This window comes from Nonomuraea guangzhouensis (genome assembly GCF_019396345.1).
Classification (GTDB): Bacteria; Actinomycetota; Actinomycetes; order Streptosporangiales; family Streptosporangiaceae; genus Nonomuraea; species Nonomuraea guangzhouensis.
Window position 1 is genome coordinate 408,629 of sequence record NZ_JAHKRM010000001.1, and the last position, 16,397, is coordinate 425,025.

General features: G+C 70.2%; 20 protein-coding genes. 7 read left to right on the plus strand and 13 right to left on the minus strand.

Annotated elements, in window-relative coordinates; genetic code table 11:
- Positions 1-3 precede the first annotated feature (3 nt).
- The 3 genes from KME78_RS01850 to KME78_RS01860 form a co-directional block, all read right to left on the minus strand.
- Complete coding sequence (locus KME78_RS01850) at positions 4-237, minus strand: DUF3040 domain-containing protein (protein ID WP_219526925.1); 234 nt, start codon at positions 235-237, stop codon at positions 4-6.
- Positions 238-322: 85 nt separating this feature from the next.
- Positions 323-568 carry a type B 50S ribosomal protein L31 gene (locus KME78_RS01855; protein ID WP_219526926.1) on the minus strand — a complete coding sequence of 82 codons (246 nt, stop codon included), beginning with the start codon at positions 566-568 and terminating at the stop codon, positions 323-325.
- Positions 569-596: 28 nt separating this feature from the next.
- Positions 597-1,358, minus strand: coding sequence for an SDR family NAD(P)-dependent oxidoreductase (locus KME78_RS01860; RefSeq protein WP_219526927.1), 762 nt, complete (start codon positions 1,356-1,358; stop codon positions 597-599).
- 42 nt (positions 1,359-1,400) lie between these two features.
- Between KME78_RS01860 and KME78_RS01865 the strand changes: the two genes are divergently transcribed.
- Both KME78_RS01865 and recQ read left to right on the plus strand, forming a co-directional pair.
- Complete coding sequence (locus KME78_RS01865; protein WP_308126770.1) at positions 1,401-2,594, plus strand: MFS transporter; 1,194 nt, start codon at positions 1,401-1,403, stop codon at positions 2,592-2,594.
- A 4-nt stretch (positions 2,595-2,598) separates the two neighbouring features.
- Entirely contained in the window at positions 2,599-4,398 is a 1,800-nt protein-coding gene (gene recQ / locus KME78_RS01870; protein WP_219526928.1) for a DNA helicase RecQ, read from the plus strand.
- 346 nt (positions 4,399-4,744) lie between these two features.
- Here the strand turns inward: recQ and KME78_RS01875 are convergent, their stop codons facing one another.
- From KME78_RS01875 to KME78_RS01895, 5 genes are all read right to left on the minus strand, one after another.
- Positions 4,745-5,899, minus strand: a complete 1,155-nt coding sequence (locus tag KME78_RS01875) for an NAD(P)/FAD-dependent oxidoreductase (protein WP_219526929.1) — start codon at positions 5,897-5,899, stop codon at positions 4,745-4,747.
- Between the two features lie 69 nt (positions 5,900-5,968).
- Complete coding sequence (gene sigJ / locus KME78_RS01880; protein ID WP_308126771.1) at positions 5,969-6,841, minus strand: RNA polymerase sigma factor SigJ; 873 nt, start codon at positions 6,839-6,841, stop codon at positions 5,969-5,971.
- Between the two features lie 324 nt (positions 6,842-7,165).
- Complete coding sequence (locus KME78_RS01885; protein ID WP_219526930.1) at positions 7,166-7,762, minus strand: ArsR/SmtB family transcription factor; 597 nt, start codon at positions 7,760-7,762, stop codon at positions 7,166-7,168.
- A 36-nt stretch (positions 7,763-7,798) separates the two neighbouring features.
- Positions 7,799-8,497, minus strand: a complete 699-nt coding sequence (locus KME78_RS01890; RefSeq protein ID WP_219526931.1) for a maleylpyruvate isomerase family mycothiol-dependent enzyme — start codon at positions 8,495-8,497, stop codon at positions 7,799-7,801.
- A 115-nt stretch (positions 8,498-8,612) separates the two neighbouring features.
- Positions 8,613-9,644: an alpha/beta hydrolase family protein gene (locus KME78_RS01895; protein WP_246650125.1), complete on the minus strand. Its 1,032-nt coding sequence runs from the start codon at positions 9,642-9,644 to the stop codon at positions 8,613-8,615.
- On the opposite strand from KME78_RS01895, the gene KME78_RS63795 reads away from it, so the two are divergent.
- Entirely contained in the window at positions 9,643-9,900 is a 258-nt protein-coding gene (locus tag KME78_RS63795; RefSeq protein ID WP_246650126.1) for a hypothetical protein, read from the plus strand. The two genes, KME78_RS01895 and KME78_RS63795, sit on opposite strands and share 2 nt — an antisense overlap.
- A 409-nt stretch (positions 9,901-10,309) precedes the next feature.
- On the opposite strand, the gene KME78_RS01900 is transcribed toward KME78_RS63795, so the two are convergent.
- From KME78_RS01900 to KME78_RS01910, 3 genes are read right to left on the minus strand one after another with little or no spacing between them, the layout of a single operon-like run.
- Complete coding sequence (locus tag KME78_RS01900; RefSeq protein WP_219526933.1) at positions 10,310-11,323, minus strand: ABC-2 membrane transporter-related protein; 1,014 nt, start codon at positions 11,321-11,323, stop codon at positions 10,310-10,312.
- Positions 11,320-12,216, minus strand: a complete 897-nt coding sequence (locus KME78_RS01905; protein WP_219526934.1) for an ABC transporter ATP-binding protein — start codon at positions 12,214-12,216, stop codon at positions 11,320-11,322. The genes KME78_RS01900 and KME78_RS01905 overlap by 4 nt, the downstream gene beginning before the upstream one ends.
- A gap of 46 nt (positions 12,217-12,262) precedes the next feature.
- Positions 12,263-12,655, minus strand: a complete 393-nt coding sequence (locus KME78_RS01910) for a GntR family transcriptional regulator (protein WP_308126772.1) — start codon at positions 12,653-12,655, stop codon at positions 12,263-12,265.
- 128 nt (positions 12,656-12,783) lie between these two features.
- Here KME78_RS01910 and KME78_RS01915 point away from each other — a divergent pair, with 128 nt between their 5' ends.
- Both KME78_RS01915 and KME78_RS01920 read left to right on the plus strand, forming a co-directional pair.
- Positions 12,784-12,996 (plus strand): hypothetical protein, encoded by a 213-nt coding sequence (locus KME78_RS01915; RefSeq protein WP_219526936.1) that lies wholly within the window; start codon positions 12,784-12,786, stop codon positions 12,994-12,996.
- Positions 12,997-13,028: 32 nt separating this feature from the next.
- Positions 13,029-13,175, plus strand: a complete 147-nt coding sequence (locus tag KME78_RS01920) for a hypothetical protein (RefSeq protein WP_219526937.1) — start codon at positions 13,029-13,031, stop codon at positions 13,173-13,175.
- A 38-nt stretch (positions 13,176-13,213) separates the two neighbouring features.
- Here the strand turns inward: KME78_RS01920 and KME78_RS01925 are convergent, their stop codons facing one another.
- Positions 13,214-13,663 carry a MarR family winged helix-turn-helix transcriptional regulator gene (locus tag KME78_RS01925; protein WP_219526938.1) on the minus strand — a complete coding sequence of 150 codons (450 nt, stop codon included), beginning with the start codon at positions 13,661-13,663 and terminating at the stop codon, positions 13,214-13,216.
- A 62-nt stretch (positions 13,664-13,725) separates the two neighbouring features.
- Between KME78_RS01925 and KME78_RS01930 the strand changes: the two genes are divergently transcribed.
- Entirely contained in the window at positions 13,726-14,850 is a 1,125-nt protein-coding gene (locus KME78_RS01930) for an FAD-dependent oxidoreductase (protein WP_219526939.1), read from the plus strand.
- 59 nt (positions 14,851-14,909) lie between these two features.
- Positions 14,910-15,428 (plus strand): hypothetical protein, encoded by a 519-nt coding sequence (locus KME78_RS01935; protein WP_219526940.1) that lies wholly within the window; start codon positions 14,910-14,912, stop codon positions 15,426-15,428.
- Position 15,429: 1 nt separating this feature from the next.
- Here the strand turns inward: KME78_RS01935 and KME78_RS01940 are convergent, their stop codons facing one another.
- Positions 15,430-16,239 carry an alpha/beta hydrolase gene (locus tag KME78_RS01940; protein ID WP_219526941.1) on the minus strand — a complete coding sequence of 270 codons (810 nt, stop codon included), beginning with the start codon at positions 16,237-16,239 and terminating at the stop codon, positions 15,430-15,432.
- Positions 16,240-16,397: the final 158 nt, after the last annotated feature.

The following is a 16,397-nucleotide window of genomic DNA, read 5'->3' on the forward strand; positions in this document are numbered from 1 at the left end:
GGCTCAGGCCGTTATGACTGCCAGCAGGAGCAACAGCACGACGACCACGCCGAGCAGCACGATCAGCCAGATGTGCGTCGTGGCCCACGACTGCATCCGCGCGCGATAGTAACCCGCGTCCGATCCAGTCTCGATCTTGTTGATTGCGGCTACACGCCGCGCCAGGTCGGGGTCCTCCAGCTCAAGTGCCTGCTCGATTTCCCCGAGGATGCGGCGTTCCCTCCCAGATAGACTCATTGTGACCACCATCACTCCACGCCGGTGAAAGCCATGTACCCAGTAGTAACCAGCACATACCGCTTCCACCGGGCGGAAGTGGCGATCAGACCTTGCCGTAGCGCTGCTTGAAGCGCTCCACGCGACCGGCGGTGTCGAGGACCCGCCCGCGTCCGGTGTAGAAGGGGTGACTCGCCGAGGAGACGTCCACGTCGACGACCGGGTAGGTGTGGCCATCCTCCCACTCGACGGTCCTGTCACTCGTCAGGGTCGAGCGGGTGAGGAAGGCGAACCCGACGCTCGGGTCGCGGAAGACGACGGGCTGGTACGAGGGGTGCAGGTTCTTTCTCATGCCCCCTGCAACCGTACGACAATGGTTTTCATTCCCTGGATTCCGGGTCGATTCCGAGTGCCGCCCGGCCCCCGTCCACGGGGACGGTCGCGCCCGTGACGAAGGCGGCGCCGTCCGAGAGAAGATAGACCACCGCGGCGGCCACCTCGTCCGCTCCCGCGACCCTGCCGAGGGGGTGCAACCTGGCCATCTCCGCCTCGATTCCCGCCGCCATCTCGGCCGGCTGGGCGGCCAGGAACTCGGCGTACCGCTCCGTCGCCACCGAGCCGGGGGCGACCGCGTTGACCCGGATGCCGCGCCTGCCGTATTCCACGGCCAACGCCCTGGTCAGGCCCTCGATGGCGGCCTTCGCGGTGGAGTACGGCAGGCTGCCGGGCACCGCCCTGCGTGCCTGGTGGGAGGTGATGTTGACGATGGCGCCGGGCGTACCGGCCTCGAGGAAACGCCGCACGGCGGTGGCGCAGCCGACGACGGCGAGATCCAGGTTGGCGGCGATCAGGGCGCGGATCTCGGCGGTCGTGGCGGTGTGCACGGACGCGTCCCTGAAGACGGCGGCGTTGTTCACCCAGCCGGACAGCCCGCCCTGGGCCTGCGCGAGGTCGGCGGCGTGCTCGATGACGCTCTCGTCCGCCGCGTCACCGACGACCGGGACGACCCGGGGGCCCGCCCAGTCCAGCGCCGCGGCGTCGCGTTCGACGGCGACCACGGTGCCCCCGTCCTTGAGGAGCCGCTCCACCACGGCCCGGCCGATGCCCCTGCCTCCACCGGTGACGACATAGGTGGGAGTCATGTCACAGTGTCCACAGTGGGATGAAGGGGAACGAAACCATTCGTGATCGCCTCGCCTGCTCGCCTGATCGGTGCGCTGGCGATCACGCAGACCGCCGGGTACGGCATCCTTTACTACGCTTTCTCCGTCTTCATCACCCCGATGGCCCGCGATATGCACGCGGGGGTCGCCGAACTCACCGGCGCGATAACGCTGGCCGTGCTCGTCTCGGCGCTCGTGGCGCCGCTCATCGGTCGCCGGCTCGACCGGCATGGCGGGCGCGGCCTGATGACGGCGGGCTCGGCGCTCGGCGCGGCGGCCGTGCTCGCCTGGTCGCAGGTGCAGACGCTGGTCCAGCTCTACCTGGTGTGCGCGGTGCTCGGCGTCGCCTCCGCGATGGTGCTGTACGAGGCCGCCTTCGCGGTCATCGTCGCCCGGTTCGACGCGGCGCGACGGGCGCGGGCCCTGCTCGCCGTGACCGTCGTCGCCGGCTTCGCGTCCAGCATCTTCCTGCCCCTGACGGGCTTCCTGGTCGATCGGTACGGGTGGCGGCAGGCGCTGGTCATCCTGGCCACCGGATACGCCGTGACGGCCGTCCCCCTGCACTTCCTGGTCGTGCGGAGCCGTCCCTTCTCCGCGGACACCGACCGGAGCGTCGTCGGGGCGGCGCTGCGGGAGCGGCCGTTCTGGCTGCTGGCGGCGGCGTTCCTGACGCAGACGGGCGCCGTGGCGGTCATGGGCGTGCTGCTCGTGACGTACCTGATCACGCTCGGCCACTCCCCCGTCTTCGCGGCGACCGTCGCGGGCCTGCTCGGTGTGCTGTCGGTGACCGGCCGGCTGGTGACCACCGGACTGCAGGGGCGGTGGCCGGTGGCGCTGATCACCGCGGTCGTGTTCGCGTTGCAGGGCGCGGCCGCGCTGCTGCTGCCGGTGGCCGGGCGGAGCGCGGCGGGCGCGGTCTGCGCCGTGGTGCTGTTCGGGCTGGGGTTCGGGGTGAGCACCATCGCCCGTCCCGCGCTGCTCGCGGACCGGTACGGCACCACCGCCTACGCGACGCTGAGCGGGGCCCTGGCCCTGCCGATCACCGTGGCCAAGGCCGTCGCCCCCCTGCTCGCGGCCGGTGTCGCGCAGCTGGCCGGATATCCCTCGGTGATGATCGCGGTGGCGGCGGCCTGCGGGCTCGGCGCCCTGTCCCTGGTGGCCTACGATCGCCGTGGGCGAACAGAGCGAGCGACCTCCGCCGAACACGTAAGGTAGCCGCATGGATACCCCCACCGAGGCTCTCCACCGCGTGTTCGGCTACGACTCGTTCCGGGCCGGGCAGCAGGAGATCATCGATCACGTCGTTGAGGGCGGCGACGCGCTGGTGCTCATGCCGACCGGCGGCGGCAAGTCTCTGTGCTACCAGATCCCCGCGCTGGTCCGTCCGGGCGTCGGGGTGGTCGTCTCGCCGCTGATCGCGCTGATGCAGGACCAGGTCGACGCGCTGACCGCGCTCGGCGTGCGTGCGGGGTTCCTCAACTCCACCCAGGACTTCGACGAACGACAACGGGTGGAGGCGGCCTTCCTGGCGGGCGAGCTCGACCTGCTCTACCTCGCGCCGGAGCGGCTGCGGGTCGAGACGACGCTGCGGCTGCTGGCCAAGGGCGAGATCTCGCTGTTCGCCATCGACGAGGCGCACTGCGTGTCGCAGTGGGGGCACGACTTCCGCCCCGACTACCTGGCGCTGTCGGAGCTGCACGAGCGCTGGCCGGAGGTGCCGCGCATCGCGCTGACCGCGACCGCCACCCCGGCCACCCATGCCGAGATCGCCTCCCGGCTGCGGCTGGAGCAGGCCCGGCACTTCGTGGCCAGCTTCGACCGGCCCAACATCCACTACCGCATCACCACCAAGAACGAGCCGAAGCGCCAGCTCCTCGACTTCCTGCGCACCGAGCACCCGGGCGAGGCGGGCATCGTCTACTGCCTGTCGCGCTCCTCGGTCGAGAAGATCGCGGCCTTCCTCGCCGACAACGGCATCGCCGCCGTGCCCTACCACGCGGGCCTCGACAACCGCACCCGCGCCGCGCACCAGGCGCGTTTCCTGCGCGAGGACGGGCTGGTCGTGGTGGCGACGATCGCGTTCGGCATGGGCATCGACAAACCCGACGTACGCTTCGTCGCCCACCTCGACCTGCCGAAGTCCGTCGAGGGCTACTACCAGGAGACCGGCCGGGCCGGGCGCGACGGGCTGCCCGCGACCGCCTGGATGGCCTACGGCCTGCACGACGTGGTCCAGCACCGGCGCCTGGCCATGGAGGGCGACGACGCCCACCGCCGCCGCCAGGTGCTCCACCTCGACGCGATGCTGGCGCTGTGCGAGACGGTCGAGTGCCGCCGGGTGATGCTGCTCGACTACTTCGGCCAGCAGGACTCCAAGCCGTGCGGCAACTGCGACACCTGCCAGGCGCCGCCCGAGTCGTGGGACGGCACGGTCCCCGCCCAGAAGGTCCTGTCCACGGTGCTACGGCTGCGCCGCGAGCGGGGGCAGAAGTTCGGCGTCGGGCAGATCGCCGACATCCTGCTCGGCAAGAAGACGGCCAAGGTGCTGCAGCACGGCCACGACTCGCTGAGCGTGTTCGGGGTGGGCGCCGACCTGGGCAACACCGAGTGGCACGGGGTGGTGCGCCAGTTGCTGGCCCAGGGGCTGCTGGCCGTCGAGTCCGACTACGGCGCGCTGGTCCTCACCGACGCCAGCGCCGACGTGCTGCGAGGGCAGCGCGAGGTGCGCCTGCGCCGCGACGCCCCTCGGGTCGCCCGGGCCAAGACCGCCGCCAAGGACCGTCCCGTGGTGGAGCTGCCGGCGGCGGCCGAGCCCGTCTTCGAACGGCTGCGGGCGTGGCGGGCGGCTACGGCCAAGGAGCAGGGAGTGCCCGCCTACGTGATCTTCCATGACGCGACGCTGCGGGAGATCGCGACACTGTCGCCGTCCACGCTGGCCGAGCTCGGGACGGTCAGCGGAGTGGGCGAGAACAAACTGGCCAAATACGGCGACCAGGTCCTGGAGACGCTCGCGTCCTGAGCCTGGCGGGTGTTAGTGGGGGCGACGGCCGCACGAAGATCGGCCGTCGCCACCACGCTGCTCCCCTGGGCTCGGCGCTGGGGTTCGCCGCCGCGCCGGCAGGGCCGCACATGCACATCGTCTGGTACGGCCCGGGGTATGGGGCCGCCCTCGCACTCATGCGCCGCTATCCGTACCCGCATCTCGGGCGGATCACCCGTCGCCGGCGCCCCGATTAACAACCAGATATGTGACTTTGAGCGCTATATGGTGCTCCAGCTTCGCTGCTATGCGGGCGATGACGGGGGTATCGAGGTCTTCCTTGGGGCCCCGCGTTTCCGAGCGGGCGTCTGGGGAGGGTACGGGTTCATAGGGCGGGGGCGGCCGTCTCCTCGTCGCGGGGGAAGAAGGGGAGCTCGATGTAGACGCGGTCGGCGGCGGCGAGGATCTTCGTGGCGTCGTCGACCGGTGGGTGGATCGCCTGGTTGATCCGCTTCTTGATGGCCGCGCCGTCGGCGCCCGAGGCCATCACCCTGCGGTCCCAGCCCCGGGTGAAGAGCCCACCGGCGCCGCCCAGGTCCAGGCAGGTGACGTACGGGCCGGGGGTGAAGTCGCGCAGTGGCAGGTCGAGCAGGTCGGCCGCCGCGTTGTACCCGGCGACCTTGCAGAGCGGGGTGGCGTGCTGGCAGGCCTGCACGACCGTGTGGTCGGCGTCGAACGCCGCCGCGGCCGTGTCCCCGGCGACGAACGCCTCGGGAAGGGCGCGCAGCCGCCGGTCCACCGGCACCCGGCCGAGGTGGTCGAGCTCGTCGGAGAGCTGCCGGGTGAGGTCGCTGGCCCTCATCCCCACGGACCAGACCACCGCGTCCGCTTCGACCCTGCTGCCGTCGGAGAGGACGGCGTATCCGTCGCCGACCTCCGTCACCGTCGTCCCGAGGCGGCGTTCGACGCCCAGCTCGTCCAGCGCCGCCTCGATCTCCTCGCGCGGGCCCGGGCCGAGTTGCGCTCCGACCATCTCCGACCGGTCCACCAGCAGCACCCGGCCTCGGGCGGCCAGGGCTGTCGCTGCCTCCAGGCCGGTGAACCCGGCGCCGACGACCACGGCGGAGTAGTCCTCCCGGTCGCGCAGGAATTCGGTGAGCCGCCGGGCCCCGTCCAAGGTGTCGATGTCGAAGAGCCGTTCAGCGCCGGGCAGGCCCTGGGGCCGTACGAGCTTGCTGCCCGCCGCCAGCACCAGGCGGTCATAGCCGACCTCCTCGCCGTCGGCCACCACCACGCGGCGGTCGGTGTCGATCGTGCTCACCCAGGCCCGCAGGTGCTCGACGCCGATCGGCTCAAGGATCCTGCTGAGCTCCACCTTGGCCAGGTCCGGCTCCGGCTCGTACAGGCGTGGCCGCAGTACCAGATACTCGTTGGGCGCGATGAGGGTGATGCGCAGGTCCGCCTCTCCGCGTGCCAGCGCCGCTCCCGCCGCGCTCCACACACCCGCGAAACCGCCTCCGATGATCACGACGTGTGCCATCGTGTCGTCCTCTCTCAGCCTCGCCCCCCGGGGGATCGGGGGGTTCGGCAGGGAGTCAAGATGGCCGGCTCAGATGTGACCGATGTGGGCGAGCTTTTCGGGATTGGCCAGTCTCCTGAACGCCGTGATCCGCCCGTCGGCGATCTCCATGGTGTCGAGCCAGACCAGCTCGCCGCCGCGGTAGGTCGCCAGGGCCGGGTACCCGTTCACCTCGATGATCTGGAACGCGTCGGGGCGCCTGATCTCGATCTGCCTGACCGCCAGCAGGGCGATCGTCTCGGCGCCCCGGACCGGCCTGCGCGCGGCGGTCACCTTGCCGCCGCCGTCGGCGACGTAGACGGCCTCGGGGTGCAGCAACTCGACGAGCGCGGCTATGTCCCCCGCGTCGGCGGCCGCCTTGAAGGCTTGTAGCACGCGTTCGGCCTCGGCCCTGGACGCCCGGGGCCGCTCCTCGACCTCGGCGACCCGGGCCCGCGCGCGGGAGGCGAGCTTGCGGCTGGCGGCGGGGGTGCCGCCGAGCACCTCGGCGATCCGGCCGAACGGGAAGTCGAAGACGTCGTGCAGCACCAGCGCGACCCGCTCGGCGGGGGTGAGCCGCTCCATGACCACGAGCATCGCGGTGCTCACCGACTCGCCCATGAGCACCTGGGTGGCGGCGTCAGGCCCGGTCAGCAGCGGTTCGGGCAGCCAGGGTCCGACATAGGACTCGCGCCGGACGCGCGCCGACTTCAGCACGTTGTAGGACGTACGGGCGGCCACAGTCACCAGCCAGGCCCGCAGATTCCGCACCTCGGACAGGTCTGCGGCGGCGGCGCTCAACCAGACCTCCTGCGTCACGTCCTCGGCCTCGGCGACGGTGCCGAGAATCCGGTAGGCCGCCCCGAAGACCGCGGGGCGATGCGCCGCCCAGTCGGCCTCCGCCAACCTGCCGATCAGCTCCACTCTCGGTCTCCTCCCCCTCGGTCTCCTCCCCCTCGGTCTCCTCCCCCTCGGTCTCCTCCCCCTCGGTCTCCTCCCCCTCGGTCTCCTCCCCCTCGGTCTCCTCCCCCTCGGTCTCCTCCCCCTCGGTCTCCTCCCCCTCGGATCCGTGACCGGCCTCCGGTTCTAGGCAAACGATCTCTGACCGCACCGACCGAGGAGGGTCGCCTTTCGGTGTAGGCGCCCTCGGGGTGATAGCCACGCCTCGACGCCTGCCCCTGCTCCGACCGACACCAGGGCAGTAGCGGTGGACATACTGCGCCGCTTGTCGCGCAACTTCATCACCCATCACCCATCGGTGGGCGGTTTCCCGACGGAAGGGTGGATAGCGATGATCAGCCGGTGGGGTCGTCCGTCCTCGGCCTGCTCGTCGTGATACTTGCTGACCAGCGAAGCCACCACCCCGGACAGCTCTTCGGCGAAGGCCGCCCGGTCGGCGGCCGAAGCGAAGCGGACCTCGCCGTCGACGGCGAACGTCGCGACCCGTTTCCTGGCCTTCGCCGCGGCGGTGATGAGGGCACCCACGTCACGCACCAGGCGAGCGGCCACGGCCAGCAGCCAGCGGGCCGAGAGCTGGTCGGGGGCTCGGGACGGGTCGGGTTCGACCGCTGAGAGGGCTGTCGGCGAGATGACGTAGGAGGCGGCCGATGCCTGCATGACGCGTTCGGTGCAGTTGCCCTTGCGCCGCTCCTCGACGAGCTCCACGAGGCCGTGGCGTTCCAGGGCTCTGAGGTGGTAGTTGACCTTCTGCCTGGCCAGACCGATCTTGCCGGCCAGCATCGTGGCCGAGCCGGGCTCGGCGAGCTCGGCCAGCAGCCGGGCGCGTACCGGATCCAGCGACGCCTCGGCGGCGGCCGGGTCCTCGATCACCGCGACTTCGTACATGGCTCCACGCTGACACCGACAATTAATGCTGTCAAGCTATCTGCTGTTGTCCGTCCAGTGGGGGTCGCGGCCCAGGTAGGCGAGCAGCCGATCCTGTCCGGGGGCCTGGGGGGCGGTGCGCAACGGTAAGGCGAACCGGGCCGGGCGGTCGGCGTCGGTGGCGAAGAGGCGGGCCAGTGGCAGGAGGTCGGCCGACAGGGACGCCGGGATGGGGCTGGGGTGACCGCAGGATCGGGCCACGTCCCAGGCGTGCACGGTCACCTCGAGGGCGCCGACGCCGCACACGATCGCGGCCGTCAACGGGCAGCCGCCGATGGAGACGATGGCGTCCCGGGCGTTTGACCAGGCGTGGAGCAGGCCGGTGGCGCGGTCCCGCAACGCGAGCACAGGATCGACCGCGCCGCCGCCCACGACCGGACCTGCCGAGGCCGGACCATGGGCGGCGGCGTTGGTGGCCGCCGCGTTGGGCTTGTTGTGGCCGTCGCTGATCGGCGGGACGAGGGCGACGTGGCCGATGGCCGCGGCTTCCTCCAGCGTGGTGAACGAGTCGTTCACGTGCGCCAGCAACGCGCGCAGATCCCAGCCGTCGCAGGGGGTGGGACGGTTCAGGTCGCCGGGCGTGACCAGGCTCAGGCAGCCCAGCGCGTAGCCGATGGCCTGTTCCAGCAGAGCGACCCCGCCCATCCAGGGATCAGTGGTGGCGTCGGCGTTGGTCGGGGGTGGGGACTTTCGCATTTTTGCCTCCCTCTCCCCTGTGCAGACAACGCGGAGGGTGGAAAGTCACCGGTCGTGCGGAGGGCGGGGGATCCCCAGGCGGCGGGCGTGCCTGGGGATCGATGTCAGCGATCCGCTACTTGCAGGTGTTCGTTTCCGGGGTGCAGAGCTTGACCTCGGGGTAGGTCGCCGACGGCTTGTCCAGCAGGGGCTGCGGCTTCTTCAGCAGGTGCAGGTCGAAGAAGGCGCCCACGTACCCGCGGGTGATCTGCAGGGAGCGCGTCCCCTTCACGTCCGCGCCGACGTCGAGACCCAGCTCCTCAGCCAGCATCACGATGTCGGTGAAGGACTCGTGGATGGCGCCGGTCAGCAGGATCCAGCGCTTCCACCCGGTCATGAGCTTCCAGTCACGCTCCCACGAGGCGACCGCCTCGCCGCCTGACCCCGGCGTGTACGTGGCCGACTTGCCCAGGAACATGAACGGCCGCGACAGTTCGGTGTCGAGGATCCCCTCGTCCGTGGTGCCGTCGATGTCGATCCCGGCGCGGATCCGGGAGTCCTTGAGCAGCGCGGCGATGACGCCGGCGCCGCCCGCGGAGTGGCCGGCCATCGCGATCCGGGACGGGTCGATCAGGGAGGCGCCCTTCGCCTTCGGGTGCCGCCCGGTCAGCTGGTCGAGTACGAAGGAGACGTCGGCCGCCCGAACCTTCGACATCTTCGTGAAGAGGGATTCGTCGTGGTCGCCCACGCAGGGGACACAGGTGGTGACGCGTCCGTCGGGGAAGCTCTGGCCGACGTTCTCGTAGGTGTGGCCGATTGCGGCCACCACGTAGCCCCTGCTCGCCAGGTCCTCGGCGAGGCCGGTCAGCGTGCCGCGGGCCTTCTTGAAGCCGGGGGAAAGCACCACAAGGGGCTGGCCGTGCTTACGGCCTGCCGGTTTCGCGTCAGTGAACGCGTTGGTCCGCGTCTTGCTCAGTACGTCGTACGGGACGCCGGTGATCTTTCCCTCTTTGAGGAGGAGTTCCGACTCCTTCGGTGTCAGGTACTGCGCCCGCTGACGGCCGGGCGACTTGGCCGGGTACCACAGGGAGACCATGAGCTCTCGCGCCTTCACGGAGGGGACCCACGGGTCGGGACGGGAGGTGTCCTTCAGGTACAGGGACGTCATGCCGACCGAGTGGGGGCCGGTCGGCTTGGGCAGGATCGGCGTCGCGCTCACCCCGGCCGACGTCGTGGCGGACGCGACGGACGCGGACGCGACCGACGCGGACGCGGCGGAGGCGAGGGCGGACGCGGCGGGGGCCGAGACGGCGGGGGCGGAGGCGGCTCGGGCGGAGGCGGACGCGGCGGGAGCCGTGGCGCAGACCAAGGTGATCACGGCGAGGAGTCCGGCGGCGGCACCGCCGCGCGTGACCCGGCGCTGAGGCCGGGCCGGGGCGGCGCTGCCGGGCGGTGTGGGCGCGTTTCGCGGTTCGATGGCATGACTCATGGAGGTGTCTGTCCTTTCGGTGGGACTGCTGCCGCGTCGGGAGGCTCCCGCCGGCGGCCTGATTTCGGGCAGGGTCGAGTGCCCCCGGAACAGGCGTCAGGCGGTGAGCACCGTTGCGGGGGAGGTACAAGGCTGGGCGTGCCGAAGAGGCGGGCCGCGAAGGTCGGCCGCTCCTCACTGGGCTGGCCGGGCTAGGAGATCGGTGCTCCTCACCGGACTGGTCGGGCTAGAAGGTCGGTGCTCCTCAGCGGACTGGCCGGGCTAGGAGGTCGGTCGCCGGGGCGTGGCGGAGAGGCGAGCGGCTGAGGCCGCTCCTCTGCGGGGTGGGTGGGCCAGGAGGTCGGTCAGGGTAGGCGGGTGCGGGTCCATCGGACGCAGAGCCAGGTCAGCAGGGCGGAGAGGGCCAGGAAGATCGCTGTCTCGATCCCTTGCAGGGCCCAGAAGCGGTCGGCGGGCTGGTACGTCACGCGTTGCCGGTAGCCAAGAGCGGCGAGCTTCGCGAAGCACTCCTGGCGGGCCACAGGATGAGCGTCGGATACCCGCGGCGGCGGGGCCACGCAGGTGACCGTCCAGGGCGGTGCCGTGACTGCCTGTCCGGCGGCGTCGACGGTCTCCGTGGCCAGGACCCAGGCGCCCTGCGGACCGGCCACGGCCAGTTCGGCCAGCCCGCCGGAGCCGGTCACGCCCAGCTTCGCGACGTTCGCCGAGGTGATCGGGACGGTGTCCCGCACCGCGGGGATCACGTACGGGCGCACCGCGAGAAGCACGGCGACCTGGACGGCGACGAACACGGCGAGGGTGACGGCCATGGCGAGCACGGTGCGGCGCAGGAGAATCCCGGCGGCGACACCGAGGACGAAGGCGAAGACGGCATAGCCGACGGGCACGATCCCGCGCGCGCCGAACACCAGCGGCGAAACGCGCGGGGCGAAGGACTCGTCCCCGGGCAACCCGATGACGGTGGAAGGCCGGCTGCCAGCATCGATGGAACCGGCCCACCAGGTGAACGCGAGGCTGAGCAGCCCGGCCACGGTCGCGGCGGCCAGGCCGGTGAGGACGAGTTTGGTGGCCAGCCAGCGGGTGCGGGTGACGGTCTGGTTCCACACCAGGCGGTAGGTGCCGGTCTCCAGCTCCCGGGTGACCAGCGGGGCACCCCAGAAGACGCCGATGATTGCGGGCAGCCCGTACACCAGCATGATGCCGGCGTTGTACACCGTGTCCTCGGCCGAGGTGAGCCGCGCGGCGCCGGTGCCGGCCAGTGGCGGGCCGATGATCACGAGGAGGATGGCGAGAGCGGCGAGGAGTCCGTACGCCGTCATGGCCTGTGCGCGGAACTGCCGCCAGGTCAGCCAGATCATCGAAGTACCTCCAGGGCGCGGCGACGGCCGGAGCCGGCGCCGGCGGCCCGGCCCATGTAGGCCAGGACGAGGTCTTCCAGGCCGACCGTGCTGACGGTCCAGGCGGGATCGAGGATCGGTGCCTCGGTGTGGATGATCAGCGTGGTCTGCCGGTCGGTGTGGCTGGCGGAGATGACGTGCTGGTCCGCGGGGAGAGTGGCGACGTCGCGGCGGGGTCCGACCAGGCGGTGGTGGGTGGCCAGGAGTTCGTCGATCTCCCCGGTGATCGCGACCTGGGCGGCGACCAGCACGATGAGGTGGTCACAGACGCGTTCCAGGTCGGCGACCAGGTGGGAGGAGAGTATGACGCTGAGTCCGTGTTCGGCGACGGCCTCCATGAGGTCCTGCAGGACCTCCCGCCGGGCGAGCGGGTCGAGGGCGGCCACCGGTTCGTCGAGGATCAGTAACTCGGGCCGTTTGGCGAGGCCCACGGTCAGGGCGAGCTGGGCGCGCTGACCACCTGACAGCTTCCCGGCCCGCTGGTGCGGGTCCAGGCCGAGCCGCTCGATCCGCCGGCGTGCCAAGGCGTCGTCCCAGCTCGGGTTGAGCTGGGCCCCGAGGCGCAGGTGGTCGGAGACGGTCAACCCGGCATAGATGGGGGTGTCCTGGGCGACGAAGCCGACCTTCGCCAGTTGCGCCGGGCCGCTGCCGGGGCGGCCGCCGCACACCTCGATGGTGCCCGTCGTCGGCGTCAGCATCCCGGCGGCCAGGTTCAGCAGCGTCGACTTCCCGGCGCCGTTGGGGCCGACCAGGCCGGTCACGTGCCCGGGCGGGATCTCCAGGGTGCAGTCGGTCAGCGCCCAGCGCCGCTGGTACTTCTTGCCCAGTGCTCGGGCCCGCAGGACCGCGGTCATGAGGTCTCCTCCGGAGCCCCCATATCGATGCCCTCGCTGCGCTCGGTCACGCTATGTCCTCCTGAGCGACGGTCCGAAAGGTGGTCATGAACAGGGCCTCGATGCTCTCGTCGTCGAGACCGGCCCGGCGGGCCTTGGCCAGCCAGCGCCGCAGGTCCTGCCGCAGCGGGCCGTGCGCGGCCAGCGAGGCGTCGGCCAGCGTCCGGGTCACGAACGTGCCGACACCCGGGCGGGCGGCTACGAGCCCGTCGTGTTCGAGTTCGCGGTATGCCTTGAGCACGGTGTTGGGGTTGATCGCCAACCGTGCCACCACGTCCTTGACCGTCGGAAGCTGGTCACCCTCTCGCAGCAGACCCAGCCTCAGCGCCTGCCGTACCTGCTGGACCACCTGCAGGTACGGCGAGAGACCGGACCGCCCGTCCAGATGAAACTCGATCACGCCTTCCTCCATTTAGCTATTTATATAGCACTTTAGACCTTGGAGGAGGCGGCTCGGCAAAATCCGGGGACGCCTGCTCGACGATCGCCCCGTCCGGCGGCGTCAACGGCTTCCTGCCCGCCTCCCCCATGGCCTTCTGGATCCAACGCAAGGTGATCAAGATGATGACCTCCGGACCGCTCGCCGAGGCCGGCTCGATCACCCTGACGCGCCGATCCTCCGATGGGCGGGGGCTGTGCGGACACGGCGCAGCTCATTCGACATCTTTCACGGAATATCCGTCGTTCCGATTTTCGGATAAAAGCCGCAAATGCCACTTTATCGCGAACATGGGCAATTAGCGGCGGCGAGAGGGACGCCGTAGCCTCTGAAGATGGATCCGGATCGCGGTCGTCACGAATGGGGCGATCGAGGTAGAAAACGCACAGTCATCGCGGGCTGCCTGGTGATCTGTGGCATCGGCGCGATTATCTGGCTGATTACCCTGGGCCTGATCTGGTATTTCTTTTTACGATCATAAAGGACGATCATCGCGCAGAGTTTTCGGCGCCCACAGGCTCAGGTCACGTCCTCGCGTAGTTCTTTGGTGGCCGATCGATAGGCGGTGGCGACGCGCCCGAACATGTCCAGCAGCAGCGGCACCTGTTCGGGCCCGTAGTGCAGGGCGATCTCGTCCAGGTGCCGCCTGGACGACTCACAGGCGGCCTCGTAATCGTCCAGGCCACCCTCGACCAGCTCTACGGTGACCATGCGCCGATCGCGTTCGCCACGCACCCGTCGTACGTAGCCCGCTTTCTCCAGCCTGTCGATCATCCGCGTCGTCGAGGCGGACGGCAGCCCGAGCTCCTCGGCGATCGACCCTACGGCGAGTGGTCCGCGCGTCTCCAGCAGGATGGCGGCGGCGACGTCGACCGGCCGCAGGCCGAGCCGGTCAGCGACCGCCTCGTTGTGCAGGAGAACCGCGATCAGGAACTCACTGAAGATCATTTCTTCCGGACGCTTGGCCACCCTCCCAATCTACTCCAGTCCGATGTATCTTCGAATTGAAGATACTTTGAAATGGAGAGGATATGGATGTTCTCGTCATCGGCGCCGGGATAGGCGGTCTGGCCGTCGCGCGGGTGTTACTGACCGCCGGTCACCAGGTGCGGGTCTATGAGCAGGCCCCGGCCCGGCGGACGGGCGGTAAGGCGCTGCTCATCTGGAGCAACGGCAACGCCGTTCTGGACGATCTCGGCGTCAGCCTGGACGGCGTAGGCGCGCGCATCGACCGGATCGACGCGCTGACCGCCGGCGGCAGGCTGCGCAACAGCATGAACATCGCCCACGCGGCTGACCGCTACGGCTTCCCGACCAAGGCCATCGCCCGCCGCGACCTGCTGGAACGCCTGGCCGACGGGCTGCCCGACGACGTCGTCCACTACGGCGTGGGCAGCCAGAGCGTCACGCGGAACGACAGCCGGGTCACGGCGGTCTTCAGCGACGGATCGACGGCCACGGGAGACGTGCTCATCGGAGCCGACGGCCACCACTCGGTCGTACGGCGCCGTTTGTGGGGCGAGAACGCCGTCCGACCGGCGACCTTCGGCACCTGGCAGGGCCTCAGCCCGATCGACATCGACATCACCGACACGACCCGCCATCTCATGATCACGGGGCGGGAGGGCGCGTGCGGCCTCATGCCTGCCGGAAAGGGCCTGCTCCAGTGGTGGTTCGACGTGCCCTGGTCACCCTCCGAGACGCGGCCCACCGCACCGCTGGCCGAGCTGCGGCGCCGCTTCGGCCGCTGGGCCTCGCCCGTCCCCGAGGTGCTCGCCGCCGCTTCCGAGGACGACCTCGAATTCTTCGCCCACCACTGGAACAAGGTCCGCCGAGTGTGGGGAGAGAACCGCATCACCCTGGTCGGTGACGCCGCCCACACCATGCCACCCACCTTGGGACAGGGCGCCAACCAGACCCTTGAGGACGCATGGGTGCTCGGGCGCGAGCTCGCCGAGGACGCCGACGATCCGTCGGTACGGTTGCGCGCCTACGAAAAGGCCCGCTACCCGCACATCTCTCTGGTCTCCCGAATGGCCCGGCGCAATCCCGCCAACTGGCGCATCCCCCCGCTGATCGGCCGTCTGTTCCCGGAGACATCCCTCACCGCGATGCTCGCCCGCTTCAGCAACCGCCTGACCGCGCCCGCACCTTGAAAGCCTGGGAACCTCTGGCCGCTCGACGGCGTACGTGTCGTGAGAGCGAAGGAGGTTCGATGAAGCGGATGACCATCGCAGCGGTGCTCATAGTGGCGGTCGGCTGCACCACCAGCGGCCAAGGGGCACAGCCGGGATCAGCGGCCACGGCTCCCGCCGCCACCGGCGGGGCCGGGTCGCGAACGCAGGCGGCAGAGACGCCGACCACCATTTCCACCAAGAAGGCGTGTCATGGGACGTCGGTGATCACCCAGAGCGATGGGTTTCCCGAGGTGCGTGGGATTTCGCGGGACGCCGAGGCGTGGGGGTTGCTGTTCGCGCCGGTTCCGTTCAAGCGGGGCAAGGAGGTCAAGATCGTGTGGCGGATGACCGGTGAGGGGCCGCTGAAGGTCACGGCCGCGCTGCCTGACGGCACGCGGGCCAAGCCCACGTTCGGTCCCGAGCAGCATGGCGGCTCGTCATGGCACCGGCCGGGTGAGGAGTGGGGCACGGGGTTCGTCTTCCCCAAGGCCGGGTGCTACCGGGTGGACCTGACGCGGACCCGCGGATCCGGCCACCTCTGGTTACCGGTGAAGTAGGTCAGTGACCGAGGACTCGGTCGATGAAGGTGGTGACGTCGGTCAGGACCTCGTCCCGGTTCGTCTCGTTGAACACCTCGTGCCGGGCGTCCGGATAGATCCGTTCGGTCAGGTCGTCGCCGCGGATCGTCTCGATGCCGGTACGGCTGGAGGTCAGCGGGACGAGCTGGTCGTCCTCGCCGTGGATCCAGAGCGTGGGCAGGCTGCCGAGCGATCCGCCCTTGGAGATCGAGGCGATCGTCGTGGCGAACGCCTCCAAGGTGGGTCGCTTGAACGGTCCGTGCCAGACCAGCGGATCCTCGGCGTAGGCGAGGCCGATGGCCGGGTCACGGGAGAGGGTGGCCGGGTCGATGGGGATCTCCGGGACCTCGTCGAGGGCCAGCAGCGCGGGGATCACCTCCCATTCGCCGATCACCGGGCCCGACAGGACGAGCGCGGCCAGCCCGTCGCCGTAGCGCTGGGCGTAGCGGGCCGCGATCATGCCGCCCATCGAGTGGCCGATCAGCACGACAGGCACGCGCGGATGGTCGGCCCTGGCCTGTTCCTCCACGGCATGTACGTCCGTCACCACGTCCTCGAAGTCGACGACGAGTGCCCGGTCGCCCTCCGACTTGCCGTGGCCGACGTGGTCGAGCCCGTAGACCGCGGCGCCGTGCCGTACCAGGGTGTCGGCCACGTACTCATAGCGGCCGATGTGCTCGCCGTAGCCGTGGACCAGGACGGCGATGTAGCGCGGCTGATCGTGCGGCCATTCCCGCACCGCGATCGCGGCGCGCGTGCCGGTGAACGTGCGTTCCCTCGAACTGGCCATGTCACTCCGTGTGTCGGAATGCGGCGAGCGTACGCCCCGCCCGGCCCAGCGGTCCAGCATCCCGACAAGGGATGAAAAATTACTGCCATGCGTGACAAGTGTGGCGAAAACTGTTTTAATCCCACGCTAGGTGCCACCGGGGCGGCACAGGCCCCGTG